This is a genomic window from Rhodobacter sp., from assembly GCA_020637515.1.
Classification (GTDB): domain Bacteria; phylum Pseudomonadota; class Alphaproteobacteria; order Rhodobacterales; family Rhodobacteraceae; genus Pararhodobacter.
Window position 1 is genome coordinate 105556 of sequence record JACKKG010000002.1, and the last position, 21662, is coordinate 127217.

19 protein-coding genes, 1 tRNA gene and 1 pseudogene are annotated in these 21662 nt (G+C 67.7%); 11 read left to right on the top strand and 10 right to left on the bottom strand.

The window, feature by feature from the left end; genetic code table 11:
- Positions 1 to 59: 59 nt before the first annotated feature.
- The 7 genes and pseudogenes from H6900_16590 to sucC form a co-directional block, all read right to left on the bottom strand.
- Entirely contained in the window at positions 60 to 449 is a 390-nt protein-coding gene (locus H6900_16590; protein MCC0074898.1) for an MAPEG family protein, read from the bottom strand.
- On the bottom strand, positions 439 to 1302 hold the full coding sequence (locus tag H6900_16595; protein MCC0074899.1) for a sulfotransferase family 2 domain-containing protein: 864 nt from the start codon (positions 1300 to 1302) through the stop codon (positions 439 to 441). Before H6900_16595 ends, H6900_16590 begins: the two co-directional genes overlap by 11 nt.
- Positions 1303 to 1351: 49 nt before the next feature.
- Positions 1352 to 2557, bottom strand: a pseudogene (gene odhB, locus H6900_16600) (2-oxoglutarate dehydrogenase complex dihydrolipoyllysine-residue succinyltransferase).
- Between the two features lie 9 nt (positions 2558 to 2566).
- Positions 2567 to 5539 (bottom strand): 2-oxoglutarate dehydrogenase E1 component, encoded by a 2973-nt coding sequence (locus H6900_16605; protein MCC0074900.1) that lies wholly within the window; start codon positions 5537 to 5539, stop codon positions 2567 to 2569.
- Positions 5540 to 5543: 4 nt separating this feature from the next.
- Positions 5544 to 6224, bottom strand: coding sequence for a hypothetical protein (locus H6900_16610; protein MCC0074901.1), 681 nt, complete (start codon positions 6222 to 6224; stop codon positions 5544 to 5546).
- Positions 6224 to 7108 (bottom strand): succinate--CoA ligase subunit alpha, encoded by an 885-nt coding sequence (sucD, locus tag H6900_16615; protein ID MCC0074902.1) that lies wholly within the window; start codon positions 7106 to 7108, stop codon positions 6224 to 6226. Before sucD ends, H6900_16610 begins: the two co-directional genes overlap by 1 nt.
- Before the next feature lie 6 nt (positions 7109 to 7114).
- Positions 7115 to 8308 carry an ADP-forming succinate--CoA ligase subunit beta gene (sucC, locus tag H6900_16620; GenBank protein ID MCC0074903.1) on the bottom strand — a complete coding sequence of 398 codons (1194 nt, stop codon included), beginning with the start codon at positions 8306 to 8308 and terminating at the stop codon, positions 7115 to 7117.
- 269 nt (positions 8309 to 8577) lie between these two features.
- On the opposite strand from sucC, the gene H6900_16625 reads away from it, so the two are divergent.
- On the top strand, positions 8578 to 9741 hold the full coding sequence (locus tag H6900_16625; protein MCC0074904.1) for an MFS transporter: 1164 nt from the start codon (positions 8578 to 8580) through the stop codon (positions 9739 to 9741).
- Here H6900_16625 and H6900_16630 read toward each other — a convergent pair.
- Both H6900_16630 and H6900_16635 read right to left on the bottom strand, forming a co-directional pair.
- Positions 9731 to 10318: a phosphoribosylglycinamide formyltransferase gene (locus tag H6900_16630; protein ID MCC0074905.1), complete on the bottom strand. Its 588-nt coding sequence runs from the start codon at positions 10316 to 10318 to the stop codon at positions 9731 to 9733. The genes H6900_16625 and H6900_16630 overlap by 11 nt on opposite strands.
- Positions 10315 to 11358: a phosphoribosylformylglycinamidine cyclo-ligase gene (locus tag H6900_16635; protein ID MCC0074906.1), complete on the bottom strand. Its 1044-nt coding sequence runs from the start codon at positions 11356 to 11358 to the stop codon at positions 10315 to 10317. Before H6900_16635 ends, H6900_16630 begins: the two co-directional genes overlap by 4 nt.
- A 116-nt stretch (positions 11359 to 11474) precedes the next feature.
- On the opposite strand from H6900_16635, the gene H6900_16640 reads away from it, so the two are divergent.
- The 10 genes from H6900_16640 to H6900_16685 all read left to right on the top strand — a co-directional run bounded on the left by H6900_16640 (position 11475) and on the right by H6900_16685 (position 20616).
- Positions 11475 to 11840 carry an MmcQ/YjbR family DNA-binding protein gene (locus H6900_16640; protein ID MCC0074907.1) on the top strand — a complete coding sequence of 122 codons (366 nt, stop codon included), beginning with the start codon at positions 11475 to 11477 and terminating at the stop codon, positions 11838 to 11840.
- A gap of 36 nt (positions 11841 to 11876) precedes the next feature.
- Positions 11877 to 11952, top strand: a tRNA-Ile gene (locus H6900_16645).
- Positions 11953 to 12262: 310 nt separating this feature from the next.
- Entirely contained in the window at positions 12263 to 13894 is a 1632-nt protein-coding gene (locus H6900_16650) for a GMC family oxidoreductase N-terminal domain-containing protein (GenBank protein MCC0074908.1), read from the top strand.
- Entirely contained in the window at positions 13891 to 15396 is a 1506-nt protein-coding gene (locus H6900_16655; protein ID MCC0074909.1) for an aldehyde dehydrogenase family protein, read from the top strand. Before H6900_16650 ends, H6900_16655 begins: the two co-directional genes overlap by 4 nt.
- Positions 15397 to 15535: 139 nt before the next feature.
- Positions 15536 to 16528, top strand: coding sequence for an extradiol ring-cleavage dioxygenase (locus H6900_16660; GenBank protein MCC0074910.1), 993 nt, complete (start codon positions 15536 to 15538; stop codon positions 16526 to 16528).
- A 3-nt stretch (positions 16529 to 16531) separates the two neighbouring features.
- Complete coding sequence (locus H6900_16665) at positions 16532 to 17182, top strand: RraA family protein (GenBank protein MCC0074911.1); 651 nt, start codon at positions 16532 to 16534, stop codon at positions 17180 to 17182.
- Complete coding sequence (locus H6900_16670; protein ID MCC0074912.1) at positions 17179 to 17796, top strand: RraA family protein; 618 nt, start codon at positions 17179 to 17181, stop codon at positions 17794 to 17796. Before H6900_16665 ends, H6900_16670 begins: the two co-directional genes overlap by 4 nt.
- A complete protein-coding gene (locus tag H6900_16675; protein MCC0074913.1) occupies positions 17793 to 18782 on the top strand; it encodes an amidohydrolase in 990 nt (329 codons plus the stop codon). The genes H6900_16670 and H6900_16675 overlap by 4 nt, the downstream gene beginning before the upstream one ends.
- On the top strand, positions 18782 to 19438 hold the full coding sequence (locus H6900_16680; protein ID MCC0074914.1) for an RraA family protein: 657 nt from the start codon (positions 18782 to 18784) through the stop codon (positions 19436 to 19438). The genes H6900_16675 and H6900_16680 overlap by 1 nt, the downstream gene beginning before the upstream one ends.
- Positions 19439 to 19440: 2 nt before the next feature.
- Complete coding sequence (locus tag H6900_16685) at positions 19441 to 20616, top strand: multidrug effflux MFS transporter (GenBank protein ID MCC0074915.1); 1176 nt, start codon at positions 19441 to 19443, stop codon at positions 20614 to 20616.
- Here the strand turns inward: H6900_16685 and H6900_16690 are convergent, their stop codons facing one another.
- Positions 20617 to 21528, bottom strand: a complete 912-nt coding sequence (locus H6900_16690) for a LysR family transcriptional regulator (GenBank protein MCC0074916.1) — start codon at positions 21526 to 21528, stop codon at positions 20617 to 20619.
- Between the last annotated feature and the right edge of the window lie 134 nt (positions 21529 to 21662).

The window sequence follows — 21662 nt, forward strand, 5'->3', positions numbered from 1 at the left end:
TCGGGGCGGCCGCGTCGCGGATGTCGCGCCCCGGGCACCCCGGACAGGCGTTTGCACGATCAGATCAGCGCCGCGACGAGCATCGTCATCGTGGCACCGAACCCGACAAACCAGATGAGCGAGCGCCCGGGCGCCCAGCCCAGCAGGTAGCCGGGAATGTAAAGGACACGCGCGCCGAGATAGGTCCAGGCGGCGTATCGGGTGACGGGGCCGGACTGGTCGGCCAGGGTGACCACCAGAACGGCGATGGTGAACAGGATCAAGCCTTCGAAATGGTTGGCCAGCGCGCGCTGCGCCCGGCCGGCCTGTCCGGTGAGCTGACGGGCCACGTCGCGCGGGCTGGCAGCGTAGCGGGTGCCCACCTGCCTCTGTGCCAGGACCGAATACAGGGCGAATTGCAGGCCTTGCAACAGGGCGGCCAGGGTCAGGGCCATCAGTTCAGAGGTCATAGTCGAAAGCCTCGTAATCGGCGCCGTAGACCTGCGCCAGACGCTGGCGGACCGAAGGCGCGGTGATCCACGCCGGAAGATCCGGCGCCGTGGTTGCGTCGTGGTTCAGATCGCCGCGCCGCAACGGGGCCTGGTCGCCCGGCGCCCGCCCCAGCCGCGCGATCAGGGCCTCGGTCAGCGCATCGGGGGTTTCCAGCCGGCCCAGAACATCCGGGCGAAACACGTCCGGCCGGATGTCCAGCCATTGCGGCCGCCAGTGATTGTCCGGCAGCAGCGCACTGTCCTCGCCCATCTCGATGGCGATGAAATCGAGGAACCGCTCGAACCCGGCGCGGGTGCGGGCGTGCCGGGTCCAGTCGAACCCGGTCAGCGCGCACAGACGGATCCGCGCGGCGGCGAACTGCCTGTGCCGCAGGTCCTGCGACCGGCACAGATAGCGAAACGCCGACCAGGCGCGCGGCGTGGGGTGGCGCACGGTGGCGATGCGCAGCGTCCGCGCCAGAAAGCCCGACAGGCTGTCGATATCGTCGCGCGCGTGCACGCTGCGGAACACGCCGGCGTCCACCGCCCGGTGCATGGCCGCGTCGCGGTTCATGTCCGACGGGTCGTCCACAAGCGCGGTATTCTCGTGGCCGAACTCCAGCCGGAACAGCAAGGCCAGGGTCGAGGTCGTGCCCGTCTTGCCCGACGAGACATAGGCCCAGCGCCCGCTGTGCGGTGTCAGCAGATAGGTGTAGAACGCATCGTGGCGCGCGCGACTGCCGAACCGCGCGCCCTCGGCCGTCCACGAGGCATCGAGCAGGCGCTTCGATTGCTGCCAGGTCGCCGGCTTGCTGAGGAACACCGAGGCCATGCTTCACCCTGCACAGGCCGGCGCGGGCCGAGGCCCGCGCCCGCGTGCGTCACAGATCCATCAGCAGCCGGCGGGGATCTTCCAGCGCCTCTTTCACGCGCACCAGGAAGGTCACGGCGCCCTTGCCGTCCACGATCCGGTGGTCATAGCTGAGCGCCAGATACATCATCGGCCGGATGACGATCTGACCGTTCACCACCACCGGGCGGTCCTGGATCTTGTGCATCCCCAGGATCCCCGACTGCGGCGGGTTCAGGATCGGCGAGGACATCAGCGAGCCATAGACCCCACCGTTCGAGATGGTGAAGGACCCGCCCGCCATTTCGGCCATGCTGAGCTTGCCGTCTCGGGCGCGCAGGCCCAGTTCGCCGATCTTTTTCTCGATCGCGGCAAAGCCCATCTGGTCGGCGTCGCGCACCACCGGCACCACCAGCCCGCTGGGGGTGCCCACCGCCACGCCCATGTGGACATAGTTTTTGTAGATGATGTCCTGGCCGTCGATCTCGGCGTTGACCTCGGGCACTTCCTTCAGGGCGTGGCAGCAGGCCTTCACGAAGAACGACATGAAGCCCAGCTTGACGCCATGCTTCTTTTCGAACTGGGTCTTGTATTCGTCGCGCAGCGCCATGATGCCGGACATGTCCACCTCGTTGTAGGTGGTCAGCATCGCGGCGGTGTTCTGCGCGTCCTTCAGGCGCCGGGCGATCGTCGCGCGCAGGCGCGTCATGCGCACCCGTTCCTCGCGCGAAGCGTCGTCGGCGTGCACCGGGCCGCGCGGCACCGATACCGGCGCCTCGGCCGCGGCCGGGGCGACGGCGGCGGCGGCCACGGCGCGCTGCACGTCGTCCTTCATCACGCGGCCGTCGCGGCCGGTGCCCTGCACCTGCTCGGACGAGAGGCCGGCCTCGGCCATCGCCTTTTTCGCAGAGGGCGCGTCCTCGACCGATTTGGCGGGCGCGGCGGCGGGGGCGGCAGCGGCGGGGGCCGGCGCGGCTTCGGCCTTGGGGGCCGGGGCGGCGCCCGAACCTTCGCCGATCATCGCCAGCAGCGCGTTGACGCCGACGGTCTCGCCCTCCTTGGCGATGATCTCGCTGAGAACGCCCGCGGCGGGGGCCGGAACCTCGACTGTCACCTTGTCGGTTTCCAGTTCGCACAGCATTTCATCGGCCTGCACGGCATCGCCGGGCTTTTTGAACCAGGTGGCGATGGTCGCCTCGGAGACGCTTTCGCCCAGGGTGGGAACACGGACTTCGATGCTCATGGATCAGTTTCCTTCAGACGACAGCGCTTCGTTCACCAGCGCCTCTTGTTGAGCCTTGTGCTTGCTGGCCAGGCCCGTGGCCGGCGAGGCCGAGGCCGGGCGGCCGGCATAGCGCGCACGGGTATGTTTGGCGCCGACCTGGGTCAGCACCCATTCCAGATTGGGTTCGATGAAGGACCACGCGCCCTGGTTCTTGGGCTCTTCCTGGCACCAGATCATCTCGGCCTGATTGAAGCGTTGCAATTCCCGGCGCAGCGACTGCGTCGGCGTCGGATAGAGCTGTTCCACCCGCAGCAGATACACGTCATCCAGCCCGCGCGCGTCGCGTTCCGCGAGCAGGTCGTAGTAGACCTTGCCCGAGCACATCACCACGCGCTTGATCTCGGCGTCGGGCTTCAGCGTGATGGTCGAATGACCGCCGCGCTCGGCGTCGTCCCACAGCAGCCGGTGGAAGGTCGAGCCCTCGGTGAAATCCTCGGCTTTCGAGGTGCACATCGGATGACGCAGCAGCGACTTGGGCGTCATCAGGATCAGCGGCTTGCGGAAGTCGCGGTGCAACTGGCGGCGCAGGATGTGGAAATAGTTCGCCGGGGTCGAACAGTTGGCGACGATCCAGTTATCCTCGGCCGAGTTCTGCAAATAGCGTTCCAGACGGGCCGAGGAATGCTCGGGGCCCTGCCCTTCGAAGCCGTGCGGCAGCAGCACCACCAGCCCCGACATGCGCAACCACTTGGATTCACCCGAGTTGATGAACTGGTCGAACATGATCTGCGCGCCGTTGGCAAAGTCGCCGAACTGCGCCTCCCACAGGGTCAGCGCGTTGGGTTCGGCCAGCGAAAAGCCATATTCGAAGCCCAGCACCGCGTATTCCGACAGCATCGAATCGATGACTTCGTACCGCGCCTGCCCGGCCTTGATGTGGTTCAGCGGATAGTAGCGTTCCTCGGTCGTCTGGTCGATGAAGCCCGAATGCCGCTGCGAGAAGGTGCCGCGCGTGCAGTCCTGACCGGCCAGGCGCACGGGATACCCCTCGGTCAGAAGCGTGCCAAAGGCCAGGGCCTCGGCCGTGGCCCAGTCGAACCCCTCGCCGGTTTCGAACATCTTCGCCTTGGCGTCGAGCTGGCGCGCAACGGTGCGGTGAATGTCGAAATCCGCGGGATACGACGAAATCGCCGTGCCGACCTGGGCGAACAGCGCCGAGCTGACGGCCGTCTGGCCGGCCTGATAGTTGATGAGGTCCTTGGCCTTCAACTGCTTCCAGCGCCCGTCCAGCCAGTCGGCCTTGTTCGGGCGGTATTCCTTGGCGATCTCGAACTCGTTGTTCAAATGCGACTGGAAGGCAGCCTTCATGTCGTCGATCTCGCCCTCGGGGATCAGCCCGTCGGCGACCAGACGCTCGGTATAAAGTTGCAGCGTGGTCTTGTGCCGCTTGATGCGGTTGTACATCGCCGGGTTGGTGAACATGGGCTCGTCGCCCTCGTTGTGACCAAAGCGGCGATAGCAGAACATGTCGATGACCACGTCCTTGCCGAACTGCTGGCGGAACTCGGTCGCGACCCTGGCGGCGTGCACCACGGCCTCGGGGTCATCGCCGTTGACGTGGAAGATCGGCGCCTCGACCATCAGCGCGATGTCGGTCGGATAGGGCGAGGTCCGGCTGAAATGGGGCGCCGTGGTAAAGCCGATCTGGTTGTTCACGATGATATGGATCGTGCCGCCCGTCCGGTGCCCCTTGATGCCCGAAAGTTGCAGGCATTCGGCGACGATTCCCTGCCCCGCAAAGGCCGCGTCCCCGTGCAGCAGGATCGGCAGAACCGCGCGGCGTTCGGTATCGTTGAGCTGATCCTGCTTGGCCCGGACCTTGCCCAGGACAACGGGGTTCACCGCCTCGAGGTGCGACGGGTTCGCAGTCAGGCTGAGGTGCACGAGATTTCCGTCGAACTCGCGGTCGGACGAGGCACCGAGGTGGTATTTCACATCCCCCGACCCATCGACTTCGTCCGGTTTGAAACTACCGCCCTGAAATTCGTTGAAGATCGCGCGATAGGGTTTCGACAGCACGTTGGCCAGAACGGACAGGCGCCCACGGTGCGGCATCCCCATGACGATCTCTTTCACACCCAGCGCGCCGCCGCGCTTGATGATCTGTTCCATCGCCGGGATCAGGGCCTCGGCCCCGTCCAGGCCGAACCGCTTGGTGCCCATGAATTTCACATGGCAGAACTTCTCGAACCCCTCGGCCTCGACCAGCTTGTTCAGGATGGCGCGGCGGCCCATCTTGGTAAAGGTGATCTCCTTGCCATACCCTTCGATCCGCTCTTTCAGCCAGCCGGCCTCCTGCGGGTCAGAGATGTGCATGAACTGCAACGCGAAGGTGCCGCAATAGGTCCGGCGCAGGATCTCCATGATCTGCCGCATCGAGGCCACCTGAAGCCCCAGCACGTTGTCGATGAAGATAGGCCGGTCCATGTCGGCGTCGGCAAAGCCGTAGGAGGCGGGATCCAGTTCGGCGTGGGTGTTCTCGTGACGCATCGCCAGCGGGTCCAGCTCGGCGATCAGATGGCCGCGGATGCGGTAGGCGCGGATGATCATCAGCGCCCGCAGGCTGTCCAGAACCGCCCGCTGCACCTGTGCGTCGGACAGCTCGACGCCCTTTTCGGCGGCCTTGGCCAGGATCTTCTCGCCGGCGGCCTTGCCTTCCTTGGCGGTGGCGGCCGGCCACAGGCCGGTCAGCGCCGAGGTCAGCTCGTCCTGCGGTTCCGGCGGCCAATCCTTGCGTGCCCAGCTCGGCCCCTGTGCCAGGCGGGTGGCGGTGACGAAATCATCGCCGGCGGCCTCGAAGAACTGCGCCCAGGCGGCATCGACGCTGGACGGATCCTGCGCGTGGCGGGCGGCCAGTTGATCGATGTAATCGGCGTTGGCACCGTCCAGGAAAGACGACGCGGAAAAGGCGGCAGAGGGGGTTTGGTCGGTCATGTCACTATTTCCTGACAAGGACAGAGGTGATGAGAATTGCCGGAATATCGGGCCGATCCGGGTTGACGGCATCATAGCGGGGCTGATCGGGAACGATCACGGTGGCCGTATTGACCATCACGCCCTCGCCGCCCTGCGGACGGGCGACATGAAAGGCCAATGCGCCTGTGATTTCGGTCACGCGATCGCCGGGAAGTGCGTCCACGAAGCCGGTCGGGTCTGAACCCGGCGGGGCGGCGATATGGCAAAGAACCGAAACACCCGGTCCAAAGGCGTCGATCTGAACGGCCACCTCGGCCCCGCTTTGCGCGCGAAAGACGACGGCCCCGCCGGCGATCTCGGCTGCCAGGCCGAGAGCGTCGCGGTAAAGCGTGTCGGCCCGATCGACGACCTGTTCGGCGGGAAGGTCGGTTTGCAAGGGCAGAGCGATGGCGATGGCGTCGGCGATGCGCGCGCGCTCGACACTCTCGGTCCATCCGAGGGCGGCAAAGGTGGCGCGGGCACTGGCGGTATCGGTCGGCGCCTCAAGACAGGCGGCAAGACCAACGCGCGCGTCGCCGCGCGCATCGGCCCGCGCCGGACCAACGGAAAGGGCCAGCGCCAGCAGCAGCGAAAAAACGCCGAACGGACGGGGGCAACGCGCCCCACGCCCCATCGTGCGGTTCTTCCGATGCAGCGGTGACATCACCCGTTGATCGCCTTCATCACGGCCTCGCCCAGCGAGGCGGGACTGTCTGCGACAATGATGCCGGCCGATTTCATCGCTTCGATCTTGGATTCCGCGTCGCCCTTGCCACCCGAGACAATGGCGCCCGCGTGGCCCATGCGGCGCCCCTTGGGCGCGGTGCGGCCGGCGATGAAACCGGCGACCGGCTTCCAGCGGCCCTTCTTGCGCTGTTCGGCCAGGAATTCGGCCGCTTCTTCCTCGGCCGAGCCACCGATTTCGCCGATCATGATGATCGACTGCGTTTCGGGGTCGTTCAGGAACATGTCCAGCACATCGATGTGTTCGGTGCCCTTGATCGGGTCGCCGCCGATGCCCACGGCGGTGGACTGGCCCAGCCCCAGGTCCGAGGTCTGCTTGACCGCCTCATAGGTCAGCGTGCCCGACCGCGACACCACGCCGACGCTGCCGCGTTGGTGGATGTGGCCCGGCATGATGCCGATCTTGCAGGCGTTTGGCGTGATGACGCCCGGGCAGTTCGGCCCGATCAGGCGCGATTTCGAATCGATCAGCGCGCGCTTGACCTTCATCATGTCCAGCACCGGGATGCCCTCGGTGATGCAGACGATGAGCTCCATCTCGGCGTCGATCGCTTCCAGGATCGAATCGGCGGCGAAGGGCGGCGGGACATAGATCACGCTGGCATTGGCGCCGGTGACCGCCTTCGCCTCGTGCACCGAGTTGAAGACCGGAAGCTCCAGGTGGCTGGTGCCGCCCTTGCCCGGCGTCACGCCGCCGACCATCTTGGTGCCATAGGCGATGGCCTGTTCCGAGTGAAAGGTGCCCTGCGAGCCGGTGAAGCCCTGGCAGATGACCTTGGTGTTTTCGTTGACGAGAATGGCCATGGCTTCTTACCCCTTCACCGCTTTCACGATCTTCTGCGCGGCGTCCGACAGATTGTCGGCGGCGATGACGTTCAGTCCGCTTTCGTTGATGATCTTCTTGCCCAGTTCGACGTTCGTGCCTTCCAGACGCACGACCAGCGGAACCTTCAGCCCGACTTCCTTCACCGCGGCGATCGTGCCCTCGGCGATGATGTCGCAGCGCATGATGCCGCCGAAGATGTTGACCAGGATGCCCTTCACGTTCGGGTCCGAGGTGATGATCTTGAACGCCTCGGTGACCTTTTCCTTGGTGGCGCCGCCGCCGACGTCCAGGAAGTTCGCCGGTTCCGCGCCATAGAGCTTGATGATGTCCATCGTCGCCATGGCCAGGCCCGCGCCGTTCACCATGCAGCCGATTTCACCGTCCAGCGCGATGTAGTTCAGATCGAACTTGGACGCGGCCAGTTCCTTGGGGTCTTCTTCCGTCTCGTCGCGCAGCGCGGCGATGTCGGCGTGGCGATAGATCGCATTGCCGTCAAAGCCGACCTTGGCGTCCAGCGCCTTGAGGTTGCCGTCGGTCATGACGATCAGCGGGTTGATTTCCAGCATCTCCATGTCCTTCTCGACGAAGGCGCGATAGAGATTGCGGATCAGCGCGACGCACTGCTTGACCTGGCCACCCTGGAGCCCCAGCGCAAAGGCCACGCGGCGGCCGTGGAAGTCGCTGAGACCCGTCGCCGGATCGACGCTGAACGACAGGATCTTTTCCGGCGTCTTGGCCGCGACTTCCTCGATGTCCATGCCGCCCTCGGTCGAGACGACGAACGACACGCGCGAGGTGCCGCGGTCCACCAGCAGCGCCAGGTAAAGCTCGCGCGCGATGTCCGAGCCGTCCTCGATGTAGATGCGGTTGACCTGCTTGCCGGCGGGGCCGGTCTGGTGCGTGACCAGCGTGCGGCCCAGCATCTGCTTGGCCATGGCCTCGGCCTCTTCGACCGACTTGGCCAGGCGAACGCCGCCCTTCTCGCCGGCTTCGGCTTCCTTGAACTTGCCCTTGCCGCGTCCGCCGGCGTGGATTTGCGCCTTGACGACCCAGAGCGGCCCGTCCAGCTCGCCCGCCGCCGTCTTGGCGTCTTCCGCCCTCAGGACGACACGACCGTCCGAGACCGGCACGCCGTAGCTGCGAAGCAGGGCCTTCGCCTGGTATTCATGGATGTTCACGGAACTGCCCCCGTTGCTGCGAATTTGGGCCGTCTTGCCATGAAACCAGCGTGGCACAAACGATTTAATCGTGCAAAACTTCGCGATCAGAGGAAATTCTTTGATTTGTGATCACAGCCTAGAAAAGTGTGATCACAATGCGGGGCAGCGTGATCGCCCCGTTCGCGAGGTTCGATTCCATGGCCGGCAACGCGCCCCCGCCCCCCCCTGATTCCGCCCCCGGGCCCCGCCGGTGGCGCGCCGCCCCCCCGTCGATCCTGGAGGGCGGCGTGCTGCGCCCGGTGCTAACGTTGGGCCTGACGCAGATCGTCGGCTTCGGCACGATCTATTACGCCTTTGGCGTGCTGGTGGCGCGGATGTCGGCCGATCTGGGCCTGACCACGACGCTGTCCTATGGCCTGCTGTCCGCCGCGCTGCTGGCCGGCAGCCTGACCGCGCCCTGGGCCGGAGCACTGATCGATCGGCTGGGCGCGCGGCGGATGATGGCGGCGGGGTCCATGGTGGTGGCGGCGGGTTTCGCGCTGCTGTCGCAGGTCGGGGGCGCCTGGGGGCTGACCGGGGCGCTGGTGCTGATCGAGATGATCGCGCCGCTGGTCCTGTATGACGCGGCCTTTGCGGCGCTGGCGCAGGCGGTCGGCGAGGGGCGCGCGCGGCGGGCGATCACGCTGATGACCATGCTGGGCGGCTTTGCCTCGACCGTGTTCTGGCCGCTGACGCTGGCGCTGCAACAGAATTGGGGCTGGCGCGAGGCCTACCTGACCTTTGCCGCGCTGCACCTGCTGCTGTGCCTGCCCCTGCACCTGTCCCTGCCCGGGGGCGACAGGGGCCGGGCCGAAACCCGCAGCGCGCCGCCCTTTGCCCCCCTGCCCGCGCCGCTGCACCGCCGCGCCATGGTGCTGCTGGCGCTGGCGCTGGCGCTGTCCTGGGCGGTGATGTCGGCGTTCAGCGCGCAATGGGTGCCGGTCCTGGGGGCGCTGGGGCTGAGCCAGACCGCCGCAGTGGCGGCCGGGGCGCTGATGGGACCGTCGCAAGTGGCGGCGCGGGTGCTGGAGATGCTCATTGCCCACCACCGCCATCCGATGATGACCGCGCTGGTCGCGCTGGCCTGCCTGACGCTGTCGGTGGTGCTGCTGGCGCTGGCGCCGGTCGGATTTGCGTCGGCCGCCGTCTTTGCGGTGCTGTTCGGCGTGGGCCAGGGGCTGGCGACGACGGTGCGCGGCACGGTGCCGCTGGCCCTGTTCGGGCTGCGCGGTTACGCGGCGCGACTGGGGCGGCTGGCCAGCCTCAGGATGCTGGTGGCCGCGATCGCGCCCTTTGCGATGGCGGGGTCGCTGGCGCTGGCCGGCCCGTGGATCACGCTGGGGCTGACGGCGGCCCTGGCGCTGGTGGCGCTGGCGCTGATGGCTGCCGTGCCCTGGCGGGTCACATCATGACGGGCGTGCGGTCGCCGTCCACAAAGCGGCGCAGCACCGCGGGGTAGAGCCGGTGCTCTTGCACCAGGACCCGCGCGGCCAGGCTGTCGGCATCGTCGCCAGACAGCACCGGCACCCGCGCCTGCCCCAGGATCGGCCCGGCGTCGAGATCCGCAATGACCTCGTGCACGGTGCAGCCCGCCTGGTCGTCGCCCGCATCCAGCGCGCGCTGATGCGTGTGCAGCCCCGGGTATTTCGGCAAGAGCGAGGGGTGGATGTTCAGCATCCGCCCCGCGAATCGCTGGGTGAACCCGGGCGTCAGGATGCGCATGAATCCGGCCAGGCAGATCACGTCGGGCCGTGCCGCCAGCAAGGGCGCCAGCAAGGCGGCCTCGAACGCGGCGCGGTCGCCCCGGAACGGGCGGTGATCCACCGCGGCGACCGGGATACCCAGCGCGGTGGCGCGGGTCAGCCCGCCTGCCTCTGCGTCGTTCGACAGCACCAGAACCGGCCGCGCCGGGTGCTCGCCCGTCATCGACCGCGCCAGCGCCACCATGTTCGAACCGCCCCCCGAAATCAGGATGGCGACCCGTTTCACAGGATATGCCCGCGATAGGCGACGCCCGCGCCCCGGGTCACATGGCCCAGCCGGTGCACGGTTTCCCCCTCGGCCACCAGCAGTTCGGCCAGGGCCTCGGCGCGGTCGGCGGCGACGACCGCGATCATGCCGATGCCGCTGTTGAAGGTTTTCAGAAGCTCGGGCTCGTCGAACCCGGCAACCTGCGCCATCCAGGCAAAGACCGGCGGCAGGGGCCACGCGGTCAGGTCGATGGTCGCGCCCAACCCCTCGGGCAGGACGCGCGGCAGGTTTTCCGTCAGGCCGCCGCCGGTGATATGCGCCAGCGCGTGCACGCCGCCCGCGCGGATCGCCGCGAGTGCGGGCTTCACATAGAGCCGAGTCGGCGCCAGCAGAGCCTCGCCCACGGTGCCGGGACCAAAGGGGCAGGCATCGGACCACGACAGCCCGGCCTTTTCGACCACCTTGCGCACCAGCGAATAGCCGTTCGAATGCACCCCGTTCGAGGCCAACCCGAGCAGCATGTCCCCCTCTGCCACGCCCGCCGGCAGGTCCGCGCCGCGCTCCATCGCGCCGACGGCAAAGCCCGCCAGGTCGAAATCGCCCGCGTGATACATGCCGGGCATTTCCGCCGTCTCGCCGCCGATCAGCGCACAGCCCGATTGCGCGCAGCCGTCCGCGATGCCCTCGATGATGCGGGCGGCCTGATCGACCTCGAGCTTGCCGGTCGCGAAATAATCCAGGAAGAACAGCGGTTCCGCGCCCTGGCAGACCAGGTCGTTGACGCACATCGCCACCAGGTCGATGCCGATCGTATCGACCACGCCGGTGTCGATGGCGATGCGCAGCTTGGTGCCGACGCCGTCGGTCGCGGCCACCAGCACCGGGTCGGTATAGCCCGCGCCCTTCAGATCGAAGAGCGCGCCGAACCCGCCCAGCCCCGACATCGTGCCCGGCCGGCTGGTGCGCCTGGCCGCGGGTTTGATCCGTTCGACCAGGGCGTTGCCCGCGTCGATATCGACCCCCGCCTGCGCATAGGTCAGTCCGTTCTTGATGGTCATGGCGCACCCCCGGCGAAACCGTGCCGTCCAAAGTTTGCGCTGGCCCTACCTTATCGCGGCGCGGGGTTCAATGCGGATGGCTTGATCGTGCCGCCGCCATCGGGCACCATCGACCGATGAGTCCCCGCGACCAGATCAACGCGTTCTGCGCCGCCCTGCCGGGTGCCGAGGTCTCGGATCCCTGGGGCGGAGGTCATGATGCCTGGAAGCTGGGCGGCCGGATGTTCGCGTCGGTCGGGGCCCGGCGCGACGGGGTCAGTGTCAAGACCGATAGCCAGGAGACCGCGCAGATGCTGATCGACGCCGGCATCGCCGAGCGCGCGCCCTATCTGCACCGCAGCTGGGTCTATCTGCCCCCCGACACCGCCCCCGACGAGCTGCGCCACCGGATCGCCGCCAGCTACCGCCTGATCCGCGCGGGATTGCCAAAGCGGGTGCAGGCCGCCCTGCCGCCCCTGCCCGTGCCGCCCTTTTCCCCTTGACCCCCAAGCGCGCGCTATCTACCCATTTTTCCGGTCGGGCCTGTAGCTCAATGGTCAGAGCAGGGCGCTCATAACGCCTTGGTTGGGGGTTCGAGTCCCTCCGGGCCTACCAGGAATTCGCCCCCGTGCGCCCCAGATTGATCGCAATCTGCCCGGAAACGGCAGGTTACGATCAATCTTGCGCTTCAGGCGTTCCGATGCATCGCTTCCGGTCCTGGCAGGATGGCGGCAAAACCGACAGGCAGCGTCGCCGCCATGCCCTGGCGACGCCGACGGTCCAGGCGCCTGCCTGCGACGCGCCCCGGGCCCTGATCCTGTAGCGTGCAACCAACAGCTCAGGTGCGCTAGTCCTGCATTGCCTTACTGCTGCGGATTGCCGAACGTGCCGCCAGAACCGGAGGCTGCGAAGGGGCAATGCGGCGATGAGGGATGCAGAGTTCGATTTTGTCATCGTCGGTGCGGGGACGGCCGGTGCGGCCCTGGCAAACCGGCTGAGCGCCGATCCGGCGACGACGGTGCTATTGCTCGAGGCCGGCGGCGACGACCGGAGTTTTCTGATCCGCATGCCCCTGGGGTTCCTCAAGGCGCTGGGCAAGCCGCGGTTCACCTGGGGCTTTCAGACCGAGCCCGAGCCGCATCTGAACGGCCGCGTGCTGCCGGTTCCGCGCGGCCGGCTGCTGGGGGGATCGTCCTCGATCAACGGCATGTTCCACATCCGCGGCCACCGCGCCGACTATGACGAATGGCGCGACGACTTCGGCTGCGAGGGCTGGGGTTACGCCGACGTCCTGCCCTTTTTCAAACGCTCGGAAACGAATTTCCGCGGCGAGACCGAATACCACGGCGGCAGCGGCCCGATCCATGTGCGCGAGATCGACACCACGCATTTGCTGGAGGCCCCGCTGCGCCAGGCGGCCGTCGCCGCCGGCTATGGCGAGACCGAGGATTACGACGGCGCCAAGGCCGAGGGTTTTGCCCGTGGCCAGGTGGCGATCGACCCGCAGGGCCGGCGGGATTCCTCGGCGCGGGCCTATCTGCGCCCGATCGTCGGACGGCCCAATCTGACGATCCTGACGCAAGCCCTGGCGCGGCGGGTGATCGTCGAGGGCGCGCGCGCGACGGGCGTGGCGTTCGACCACAAGGGGCAGACCCGCCGCGTCACCGCACGGCGCGAGGTCATCCTGTCGGGCGGGGCCTACAACTCGCCCCAACTGCTGATGCTGTCCGGGATCGGCCCCGCGGCCGAGTTGCAGGCGCTGGGGATCGCGCCCGTCCACGACCTGCCCGGCGTCGGCCGCAACCTGATCGAACATCCCCGTATGGCGATGCTGTTCAAGGCGACGAAGCCCGTGACCTTCCTGCGCGAATTGCGGCTGGACCGGGCGGTGCGGCATGTGCTGAACTGGGCGCTGCGGGGCAAGGGCGCCTTTGCCAACCAGATCAGCACCGGCACGATCCTCTTGCGCACCCGGCCCGACCTCGATCGTCCGGACGTGCAGCTGTTGTGCAACCCTATCGCCCTGACCGCCGACCTGTGGTTCCCCGGCTGGCGCAAGGCCGGGACGCATGCGTTCTACATCACCGTCTGCCTGCTCAGGCAAAAGAGCCGCGGCACCGTAACCCTGCGCTCGGCCGATCCGACGGCGAAACCCGTGATCCGCATGAACCTGCTGGACAGGCCCGAAGACCGCGAGACCTTTCGCGGCGCCGTCCGCGCGGTGCGCCGGATCTATCGCACCGAACCGCAAGGCGACCTCACCGGCGAGGAACTGATCCCCGGCGGCGCGCATGTGTCGGATGACGACCTGGACGCGGCGTTGCGCCAGCACGTGGCGATCACCCACCACCCGGTCGGCACCTGCCGGATGGGCCATGATCCGCTGGCGGTGGTCGATCCGCGGCTCAGGGTGCACGGGATCGCGGGGCTGCGGGTGGTCGATGCCTCGATCATGCCGACGATCATCGGCGGCAACACCAACGCCCCCACCCTGATGATCGCCGAAAAAGGGGCCGAGATGATCCTCGCCGACACACGCCAGGGAACCGCAGCATGAACGCCCCCCACTTGCCCGAAGTCGCCCAGCGCGCCGTCGCCGCCTTTCTGAACCGCGACGGGCGGCTTTTCGTCGATGGCGCCTGGACCGCGGCGCACGAGGGCGGCCTGTTGACGACCGAGGACCCGGCGACCGGCCAACCCCTGACCCGTTTCGCCCGGGGCACCGCCGCCGACATCGACCGCGCCGTAGGCGCCGCGCGACGGGCGCTGGACGAAGGCCCCTGGCCCGGGACCCCGCCCCGCGAACGCGCCCGCCTGTTGCGGCGCCTGGCCGATCTGGTGACGCGCGACGCCGAGATGCTGGCGCTTCTCGAATCCCGCGACAACGGCAAGCCCTATGGCGTGGCGCGCGCCTTTGACATCAACCTCGCCATCGAGGGGCTGCACTACAACGCCGGCTGGGCCACCAAGATCACCGGCGAGACGCTGCCCGATTCCCTGCCCGGCGAATGGCACACCTATACCTTGCGCGAACCGGTCGGCGTGGCCGGGCTGATCGTGCCGTGGAACGTGCCCTTTACCATGGCGGTGGCGAAACTGGCCCCGGCCATCGCGGCGGGCTGCACCGTGGTGCTGAAGCCCGCCGAACAGACGCCGCTGACGACGATCCGCCTGGTCGAACTGTGCGAAGAGGCCGGCTTCCCTCCGGGGGTCGTCAATCTGGTCACCGGCCTGGGGTCCGAGGCCGGCGCGGCGCTGGTCGCCCACCCCGGCGTGGACAAGGTGTCCTTCACCGGATCGACGGCGACGGGGCGGGCGATCCTGACGGCGGCCGCGGGGAATTTCAAACGGGTCTCGCTGGAACTGGGGGGCAAGTCGCCGACCCTCATCCTGCCCGACGCCGACCTTGCGCAAGCGATCCCGGCCGCGGCCATGGGGATCTTTGCCAACACCGGGCAGGTCTGCGCGGCGGGCTCGCGGCTGTTCGCCCACGAGGCGGTGTTCGACAAGGTGGTCGAAGGCGTCGCCCGCATAGCCGAAGGGCTACGCCTGGGGCCGGGAACGGCACCGGACAGCGACCTCGGCCCCGTCATCTCGCAGACCCAGCTCGACCGGGTTCTGGGCTATGTCGAGAGCGGATCGCGGGCCGGCGCGCGGCTGGTCACCGGTGGACACAAGGCGCGCGAACAGGGGTATTTCGTCGCGCCCACGGTCTTTGTCGATACCAGCCCGGACATGGCGATCATGCGCGAAGAGATCTTTGGCCCGGTCCTTTGCGCCAGCCGCTTTGGCGATGACGCGGATGTGGCGCAGCTTGCAAGGGCCGCAAATTCCACGGAATACGGACTTTCGGCCTCGATCTGGACGCGCGACCTGTCCCGGGCCCACCGGCTGGCCCGCCGCATCCGCTCGGGCACGGTCAAGGTCAATGCAGGGCCCGCGCTGGACGCGGCGCTGCCCTTTGGCGGCATGAAGAACTCGGGTTGGGGACGCGAGAACGGCAAGGAGGGGGTCCTGGCCTTCACCGAGCTGAAGACGGTGGCGATGAAACTCGCCTGACGCGGCGGGGGTGGTAAGCGAAACGCTACACCCTCGATAGCCCGCTGATGTGTTGCCACGGCGGGCGGCAGCGGCCGAAAATGGAACAGCAAGCCGCCGGGCCCTGGCTGTCCGGCGCGACCAACAGAAGGAGATTGCCGTGTCGAAAATCGTTCTGGGGCTCGCCACCTCGCATTCGCCGATGCTGCTGGCGAAGGACGAGGAACTGCCCCGACTGGTCGAACGCGATCAGGCGGACATGCTGCCTTTCCGCGACGAGGACGGGAATCGCATCAAATACGCCCAGGTGCTGGAACGCGCCGATCCCGCCATCGCCGCCAAGGCCACGCCCGAAAAGATGCTGGAACGGGCCGCCCAGTGCCGCGCGGCGACCAGGCGCCTGGCCCAGGACCTGGAGGCCGCCAACCTGGACGCGCTGATCATCATCGGCGACGACCAGAACGAGATGTTCACAGCCAAGAACCGGCCCAGCCTGGCGATCTACCACGGCGATACCGCCGTCAACGCCTGGCCGCCGGACATGACCGGCATGATGGACTGGTTGGTCGAACTGCGCTCGCGCTTCTACGCGCAGCCGTCAAAGACCTATCCCGCCGACAGCGCGCTGGCGCTGCACGTCATCGAACACATGACCGAAAACGGCTTTGACGTGGGCGCGGTCAGCGAATACCCGCATGGCGCGGGCGAAGGGCACGCCTTTGCCTATGTTCACAGCTACATCATGAACGAAGACAGGCCGATCCCGGTGGTGCCGGTGCTGCTGAACACGTTCTACAAGCCGAACCAGGTGACGCCGCAGCGGGCGCTGGCCATCGGCAAGGCGATCCGCGCCGCGGTCGAGGCCGTGCCGGGCGACAAGCGGATCGGCATCATCGCATCGGGCGGCCTGAGCCATTTCATGGTTGACGAGGTTTTCGACGCCAGGATCATCAAGGCCCTGAAGGAAAAGAACGAAAAGGACCTGCTGTCGCTGCATCGCAAGAACTATATCGACGGCACCTCCGAGACGTTGAACTGGATCTGCGTCCATGGCGCGGTCGGGGACCTGCCCGTGGACTGGCTGGAGTATGTTCCGGGCTATCGCTCGCCCGCCGGCACCGGCGTGGGTCTTGCCTTTGCCAAATGGGCCTGAGCCATGAGCAGTCTGACCGAACGGCTGGCCGCGCTGGATACCTGTGTGCTGTCCGACGCGCTTGACGCGCTGGGCGTCACCGGCGTTGCCGAGGGGCTGAACCGCCTCGCCACCACCCGCAAGGTCGCGGGCCGGGTGATGACCGTCAAACTCGAGGAAGCGCGGGGCCGGACGGCGCCTCGCCACCTGTGCACGGCGGCGGTAGACGCCGCCGCGCCCGGCGACGTGATCGTGGTGGAACACCACGCGCGCGCGGATTGTGCCGGCTGGGGCGGCATCCTGTCAAAGGCGGCGGCGTTGAAGGGGCTGTCGGGCACCATCATCGACGGCATGGCCCGCGACATCGACGAGGCCGAGCAGTTCGGCTACCCGGTCTTTGGCAAGGGCGGCATCCCCCGCACCGCCCGGGGCCGGATCATCGAGACGGAATACGCGACCCCGATCACGGTGGACGGGATCACCGTCACTCCGGGCGATTACGTTCTGGCGGATGGAACCGGCGTGGTCTTTGTCCCCGCCGCCCGCGCCGAAGAGATCGTCGCCAAGGCCGAAAGCCTGCAAGCGCGCGAGGCGGCAATGATCGCGGCGCTGGAGCGCGGGTTGAAGGTCTCGGACGTGATGGCCGGGACCTACGAACGGATGCTTGAGTCATGAGCAGCCCGGGCACCGCCTCGCTGTTCGAGGCCAGCACCCACCGGGGCGCCCTGCCCTCGGCCATCGCGGCGATCTGGCCCGGGGCGCAGGTCACGGGCCGGGCGCTGACCGTGCAGTCGCCGCCGGCGGACAACCTGTGGCTGCATCACGCGATCTACCGGGCGCAGCCGGGCGACGTGCTGGTCGTGCAGTGTTCCGGCCATCACGAGGCCGGCTACTGGGGTGAGATCATGACGGTCGCCGCCCAGGTCCGGGGCCTCGCCGGGCTGGTGATCGACGGCGGCGTCCGCGACCGCGACGCGATCGCCGCGCTGCGCTTTCCGGTCTTTGCGCGGACGCTGTGCATCCGCGGCACCGGCAAGTCGCCCACCGCGCGCGGCGCGATCGGCGGCCCGGTCACCATCGGCGCCGTCACCGTCGAAACCGGCGATCTGATCGTCGCCGACGCGGACGGGGTCATCGCGCTACGGCCCGACGAGGCCGAGGCGACCCTGGCGCGCGCGCGCCAGCGCGACGCCAGGGAACAGGCCATCCTGACCCGGCTCAGGGCCGGCGAGACGACGCTCGCCATCTACGACCTCCCCCAGGCGGGGCAACAAGGACCGAGAGAATGAAGATCATCGACACCCACGCCCATGCGGTCTTTCCGGGCGCGATCAACGGCTATGTGGCCGATCTGGTCGCCAGCCGCGCCAACCCCACCACTGGCGGCCCGCGCACCCCCGTGACCGACGAGATGCTGCGCGAGCCCATGGCCAGGCATGTCGCCGCCATGGACAAGGTCGGCACGGATGTGCAGATCATCTCGCCCCGGCCCTTCATGCAGCTTCATTCAGTCGATCCGGCGGCGGTGACGCAAGCCTGGGTGCGCTACAACAACAACGCCATCGCCAGGCAGGTCGCCATGTTCCCCGACCGCATCAAAGGCATGGCGGGCCTTCCGCAGCACCGCAACCTGGACCTGGCCCCGGTGATCGAGGAACTGGAACGCGCGGTCAGCGAGCTGGGCTTCATCGGCTGCCTGCTGAACCCCGATCCGGGCGAAGGCGGGCAGTTGCCTCCGCCCGGCCTGGGCGACAAATACTGGTATCCGCTTTATGAAAAGCTGGTCGAGCTGGACGTGCCGGCGCTGGTGCATTCGGCCTCGTCGCAGCACCCGCGTGAAAGCTACACGCTCAAATTCATCAACGAAGAGAGCATCGCCACGATCAGCCTGATCGAAAGCACCGTGTTCGAGGATTTCCCGACGCTGAAGATCATCGTGCCGCACGGTGGCGGCGCGATCCCCTATCAGATGGGCCGGTTCCATTCCTGGTCGATCCGCCGCAAGCAGGAAAGCCTGTTTCTGGAACGGCTGGGCAAGATCTGGTTCGACACGACGCTGTATTCGGAACAGGCGCTGCGCCTGCTGTTCGAGGTGATGGGCACCGACCGGCTGGTCTTTGGCACGGAACGCCCGGGCACCGGCACCGCGGCCAATCCCGCCACGGGCCGCGATTTCGACGACATCAAGCCCGTGGTGCAGTCGCTGCTGGACGAGGCCGGCCAAAGGGCGGTGTTCCAGGACAATGCCGTGAAACTGTTCGGGGATTGCTTCTGATGGATGCCGCCGTCGCTCGCGCCGCCGCCCTCGACACCGCGACACTGTCCGACGCCTTGGACAAGTTGGCGATCCTCGGCCAATGCTACCGCGTGTCGCCGCGTGACCCCGGGTTCCGCATGACCGGCCGCGCCTTTACCGTGCTCTACGCCCCGGCCGCCAAGCCGGCGGGGACGGTGGGCGACTACATCGACCGCGTGCAGCCCGGCGAGGTTGTGGTGCTGGACAACGCCGGCCGGGACGATTGCACGGTCTGGGGGGACATCCTGACCGAACTCGCCTCGATCAAGGGGATCGCGGGGACGGTGATCGATGGGATCTGCCGCGACAGCGCGGTCTGCGTGGACCTGGGCTATCCGGTCTTTTCCCGCGGCGCCTGGATGCGCACCGGCAAGGACCGGGTGCAGGTCGAAGCCGAACAGGTTCCGGTCACCGTGGGCGGTGCCCGCGTGGCGCCGGGCGACATCCTCAGGGGGGACCGCGACGGCGTGGTCGTCATCCCGCGCGCCCATGAAGAGGCGGTCCTGGCCGCCGCCGAAGCCATCGCGCGTGCCGAAGAGGGCATCCGCGACGCGGTGCGCGCCGGCCAGTCGATCACCGAGGCGCGCGCCGCCTTTGGCTATCACCGGCTGCAAAGCGTCGAGGGACGCGACTGAACATGCGGGACACGGCGCCGACCCGGGCGGCGCCTCCGCCCAACCTGCTGCTGGCGGCGCTGACCGCTTGCGGGCTGATGGCGCTGACCGCCTATGCCCCCGCCCTGCCGCGGATCGTGACCGACCTGCACGCCCCGCCGGCGCGGGTGCAATTGACCATGTCGCTCTATTTCCTGATTTTCGCGACCGGGCAATTGCTGGGCGGGCCGCTTTCGGACCGGCTGGGTCGCCGGCCGGTGGCGCTGGGCGGCATGGCGCTGTTCGCGACCGGCAGCCTGATCGGCGCCACCGCCGGCAGTCTCGAGTCGCTGCTGGCCGGGCGCATGTTGCAGGCGCTGGGCGGGGCAGCCGGGGCGATGCTGGCACGGGCGATCATCAAGGACGTCTTTCCCGCCGATCAGGTGGCGCGCGCTCTTACGCAGGTGGTGATGATCTCGGCGCTGGTGCCGATCGTGGCGCCGGTTCTGGGCGGCTATCTGGCCGACTGGCTGGGCTGGCGGTCGATCCTGTGGGTGCTGGGCGCCTATGGAACCGCGGTCTTCGCCGCGCTGGCGCTGCTCTATCGCGAGACGGCGCCGCCCGGCGCCCGGCGCCCGCTGGGTGCGTATCCCAGGATCTATCGCGGGCTCATCGGCAACCGGGCCTTCATGGGCTACACCCTGAACGCCGGCGCCTTTGCGGTCGCCTATTTCAGCTTTCTGTCGGGCATGCCCATCGCCTTGACCGCCGCCACAGGCATGGGCACCGCCGAATTCGGCCGCTGGTTCGCGCTGATGCCCGCCGCCTATCTGGCCGGCAACGCGCTCAGCTCGCGGTTGCTGCGCGTGCATGACGCCGCCCGCATGCTGCGCGCCGGCAGCCTGGTCAGCACGACGGGCGCGGCGGCGATGCTGGCCTGCTGGGCGGTCTTTCCGCCCGGCCCGGCGGCCGTGTTCCTGCCCGCCCTGCTGCTGACGGCCGGCCACGGGATGGCGATGAACAGCGCCACCGCGTTGTCGATGAACAGCGCCCCGGACAGCCCCGGCACGGCGGCGGCGCTGATGGGGGCGATCAACATGGCCTGCGCGGGGCTGGGGACGCTGCTGGTGGCGACGCCTTCGGTCGGGGCGGTGGTCGCGATCGTCCTGGCTGCGCAGTCGGTGGCGCTGCTGCTGGCGACGGCGCGGCGGCGCGGCTGATCAGTCCTCGTCGTGGGGATAGGCGCGCAGGAAATCGATGAATTGCTTGGCGACCTTGCTCTGCCGCTTGTTCGAGGCAAAGGCGAAATGCACGTCCATCGCCATGGGCGGGGCCTCGACCGGGACCTTGACCAGCGACCCCGCCGCCACGTGCCGCGCCGCGATCCGGTCCAGCCCGCAAAACACACCAAGCCCCAGCATCACCAGCTCTTGCACGATGGTGCCTTCCTGGATCTGGTGCGTGGGCGCGAAATCGGTGATCCCGGCATCGGCCATCATGTTGATTTCCATCAGGCCGAACCGGCTTTCGCGCTTGGTCGAGATCAACGGATAGGACTTCAGCTCCTTGATGGACACGCTACCCATCCGGGCCAGCGGATGATCGGCGGCGCAATAGAAGGAAAAGCTCGCGCGGCCGATCCGTTCGGCGGCGAAATCGAGGATCTTCTCATAGGACATCAGGAACCCGAGGTCGGTGCGCTGCAACAGCACGTCCGAGACGGCGGTTTCGTAGCCGCCCACCTCGACCCGGAATTCGACATTGGGATTTTCCTGTGCATAGACCGCCATCGGTCGGCAAAGCCAGGACATCGCGACCGAGCGCTGGCAGGAAATCAGCAGCGGCCGGCGGCTTTGCGGCGGCGTGTCCAGCAGCATGTCATCTTGCAGGCGGCGCGCCTGTTGCAGCAACTCCTGCCCGCGCTCATAGAGGCGTCGCCCCTGTTCGGTCAGGCTGGACACGGTGCCGCGGCGACGCTGGAACAACTCGCAGCGCATCATGTCTTCCAGCGCCCGAATGTGGTTCGAGACCGACGGGTGGCTGATGTTCAGCTTGTCGGCGGCACCGACGAAACTGCCCGCATCGACCACCGCCAGGAACACTTCGAGCCGGCGAAACGTCAGGGGTATCATGGGTCAGCCCTCCTCCGAAGCTGAAACCTTGAAACTACACCTATGATAGTCACATGAGCCGTTGCAAGCCAAACTGCATCCGGTCTTTAGTCAGGCTGTAGGTTTGGGTTCCATCCCCGAGCCATCGGAAAAGG

Coding starts and splice junctions, on each gene's coding strand:
- H6900_16595 (MCC0074899.1), bottom strand. CDS start 1,302: ATGGCCTCGGTGTTCCTCAGCAAGCCGGCGACCTGGCAGCAATCGAAG.
- H6900_16605 (MCC0074900.1), bottom strand. CDS start 5,539: ATGACCGACCAAACCCCCTCTGCCGCCTTTTCCGCGTCGTCTTTCCTG.
- H6900_16610 (MCC0074901.1), bottom strand. CDS start 6,224: ATGTCACCGCTGCATCGGAAGAACCGCACGATGGGGCGTGGGGCGCGT.
- sucD (MCC0074902.1), bottom strand. CDS start 7,108: ATGGCCATTCTCGTCAACGAAAACACCAAGGTCATCTGCCAGGGCTTC.
- H6900_16640 (MCC0074907.1), top strand. CDS start 11,475: ATGAGTCCCCGCGACCAGATCAACGCGTTCTGCGCCGCCCTGCCGGGT.
- H6900_16685 (MCC0074915.1), top strand. CDS start 19,441: ATGCGGGACACGGCGCCGACCCGGGCGGCGCCTCCGCCCAACCTGCTG.
- H6900_16675 (MCC0074913.1), top strand. CDS start 17,793: ATGAAGATCATCGACACCCACGCCCATGCGGTCTTTCCGGGCGCGATC.
- H6900_16680 (MCC0074914.1), top strand. CDS start 18,782: ATGGATGCCGCCGTCGCTCGCGCCGCCGCCCTCGACACCGCGACACTG.
- H6900_16655 (MCC0074909.1), top strand. CDS start 13,891: ATGAACGCCCCCCACTTGCCCGAAGTCGCCCAGCGCGCCGTCGCCGCC.
- H6900_16665 (MCC0074911.1), top strand. CDS start 16,532: ATGAGCAGTCTGACCGAACGGCTGGCCGCGCTGGATACCTGTGTGCTG.
- H6900_16690 (MCC0074916.1), bottom strand. CDS start 21,528: ATGATACCCCTGACGTTTCGCCGGCTCGAAGTGTTCCTGGCGGTGGTC.
- H6900_16635 (MCC0074906.1), bottom strand. CDS start 11,358: ATGACCATCAAGAACGGACTGACCTATGCGCAGGCGGGGGTCGATATC.
- H6900_16650 (MCC0074908.1), top strand. CDS start 12,263: ATGAGGGATGCAGAGTTCGATTTTGTCATCGTCGGTGCGGGGACGGCC.
- H6900_16590 (MCC0074898.1), bottom strand. CDS start 449: ATGACCTCTGAACTGATGGCCCTGACCCTGGCCGCCCTGTTGCAAGGC.
- H6900_16670 (MCC0074912.1), top strand. CDS start 17,179: ATGAGCAGCCCGGGCACCGCCTCGCTGTTCGAGGCCAGCACCCACCGG.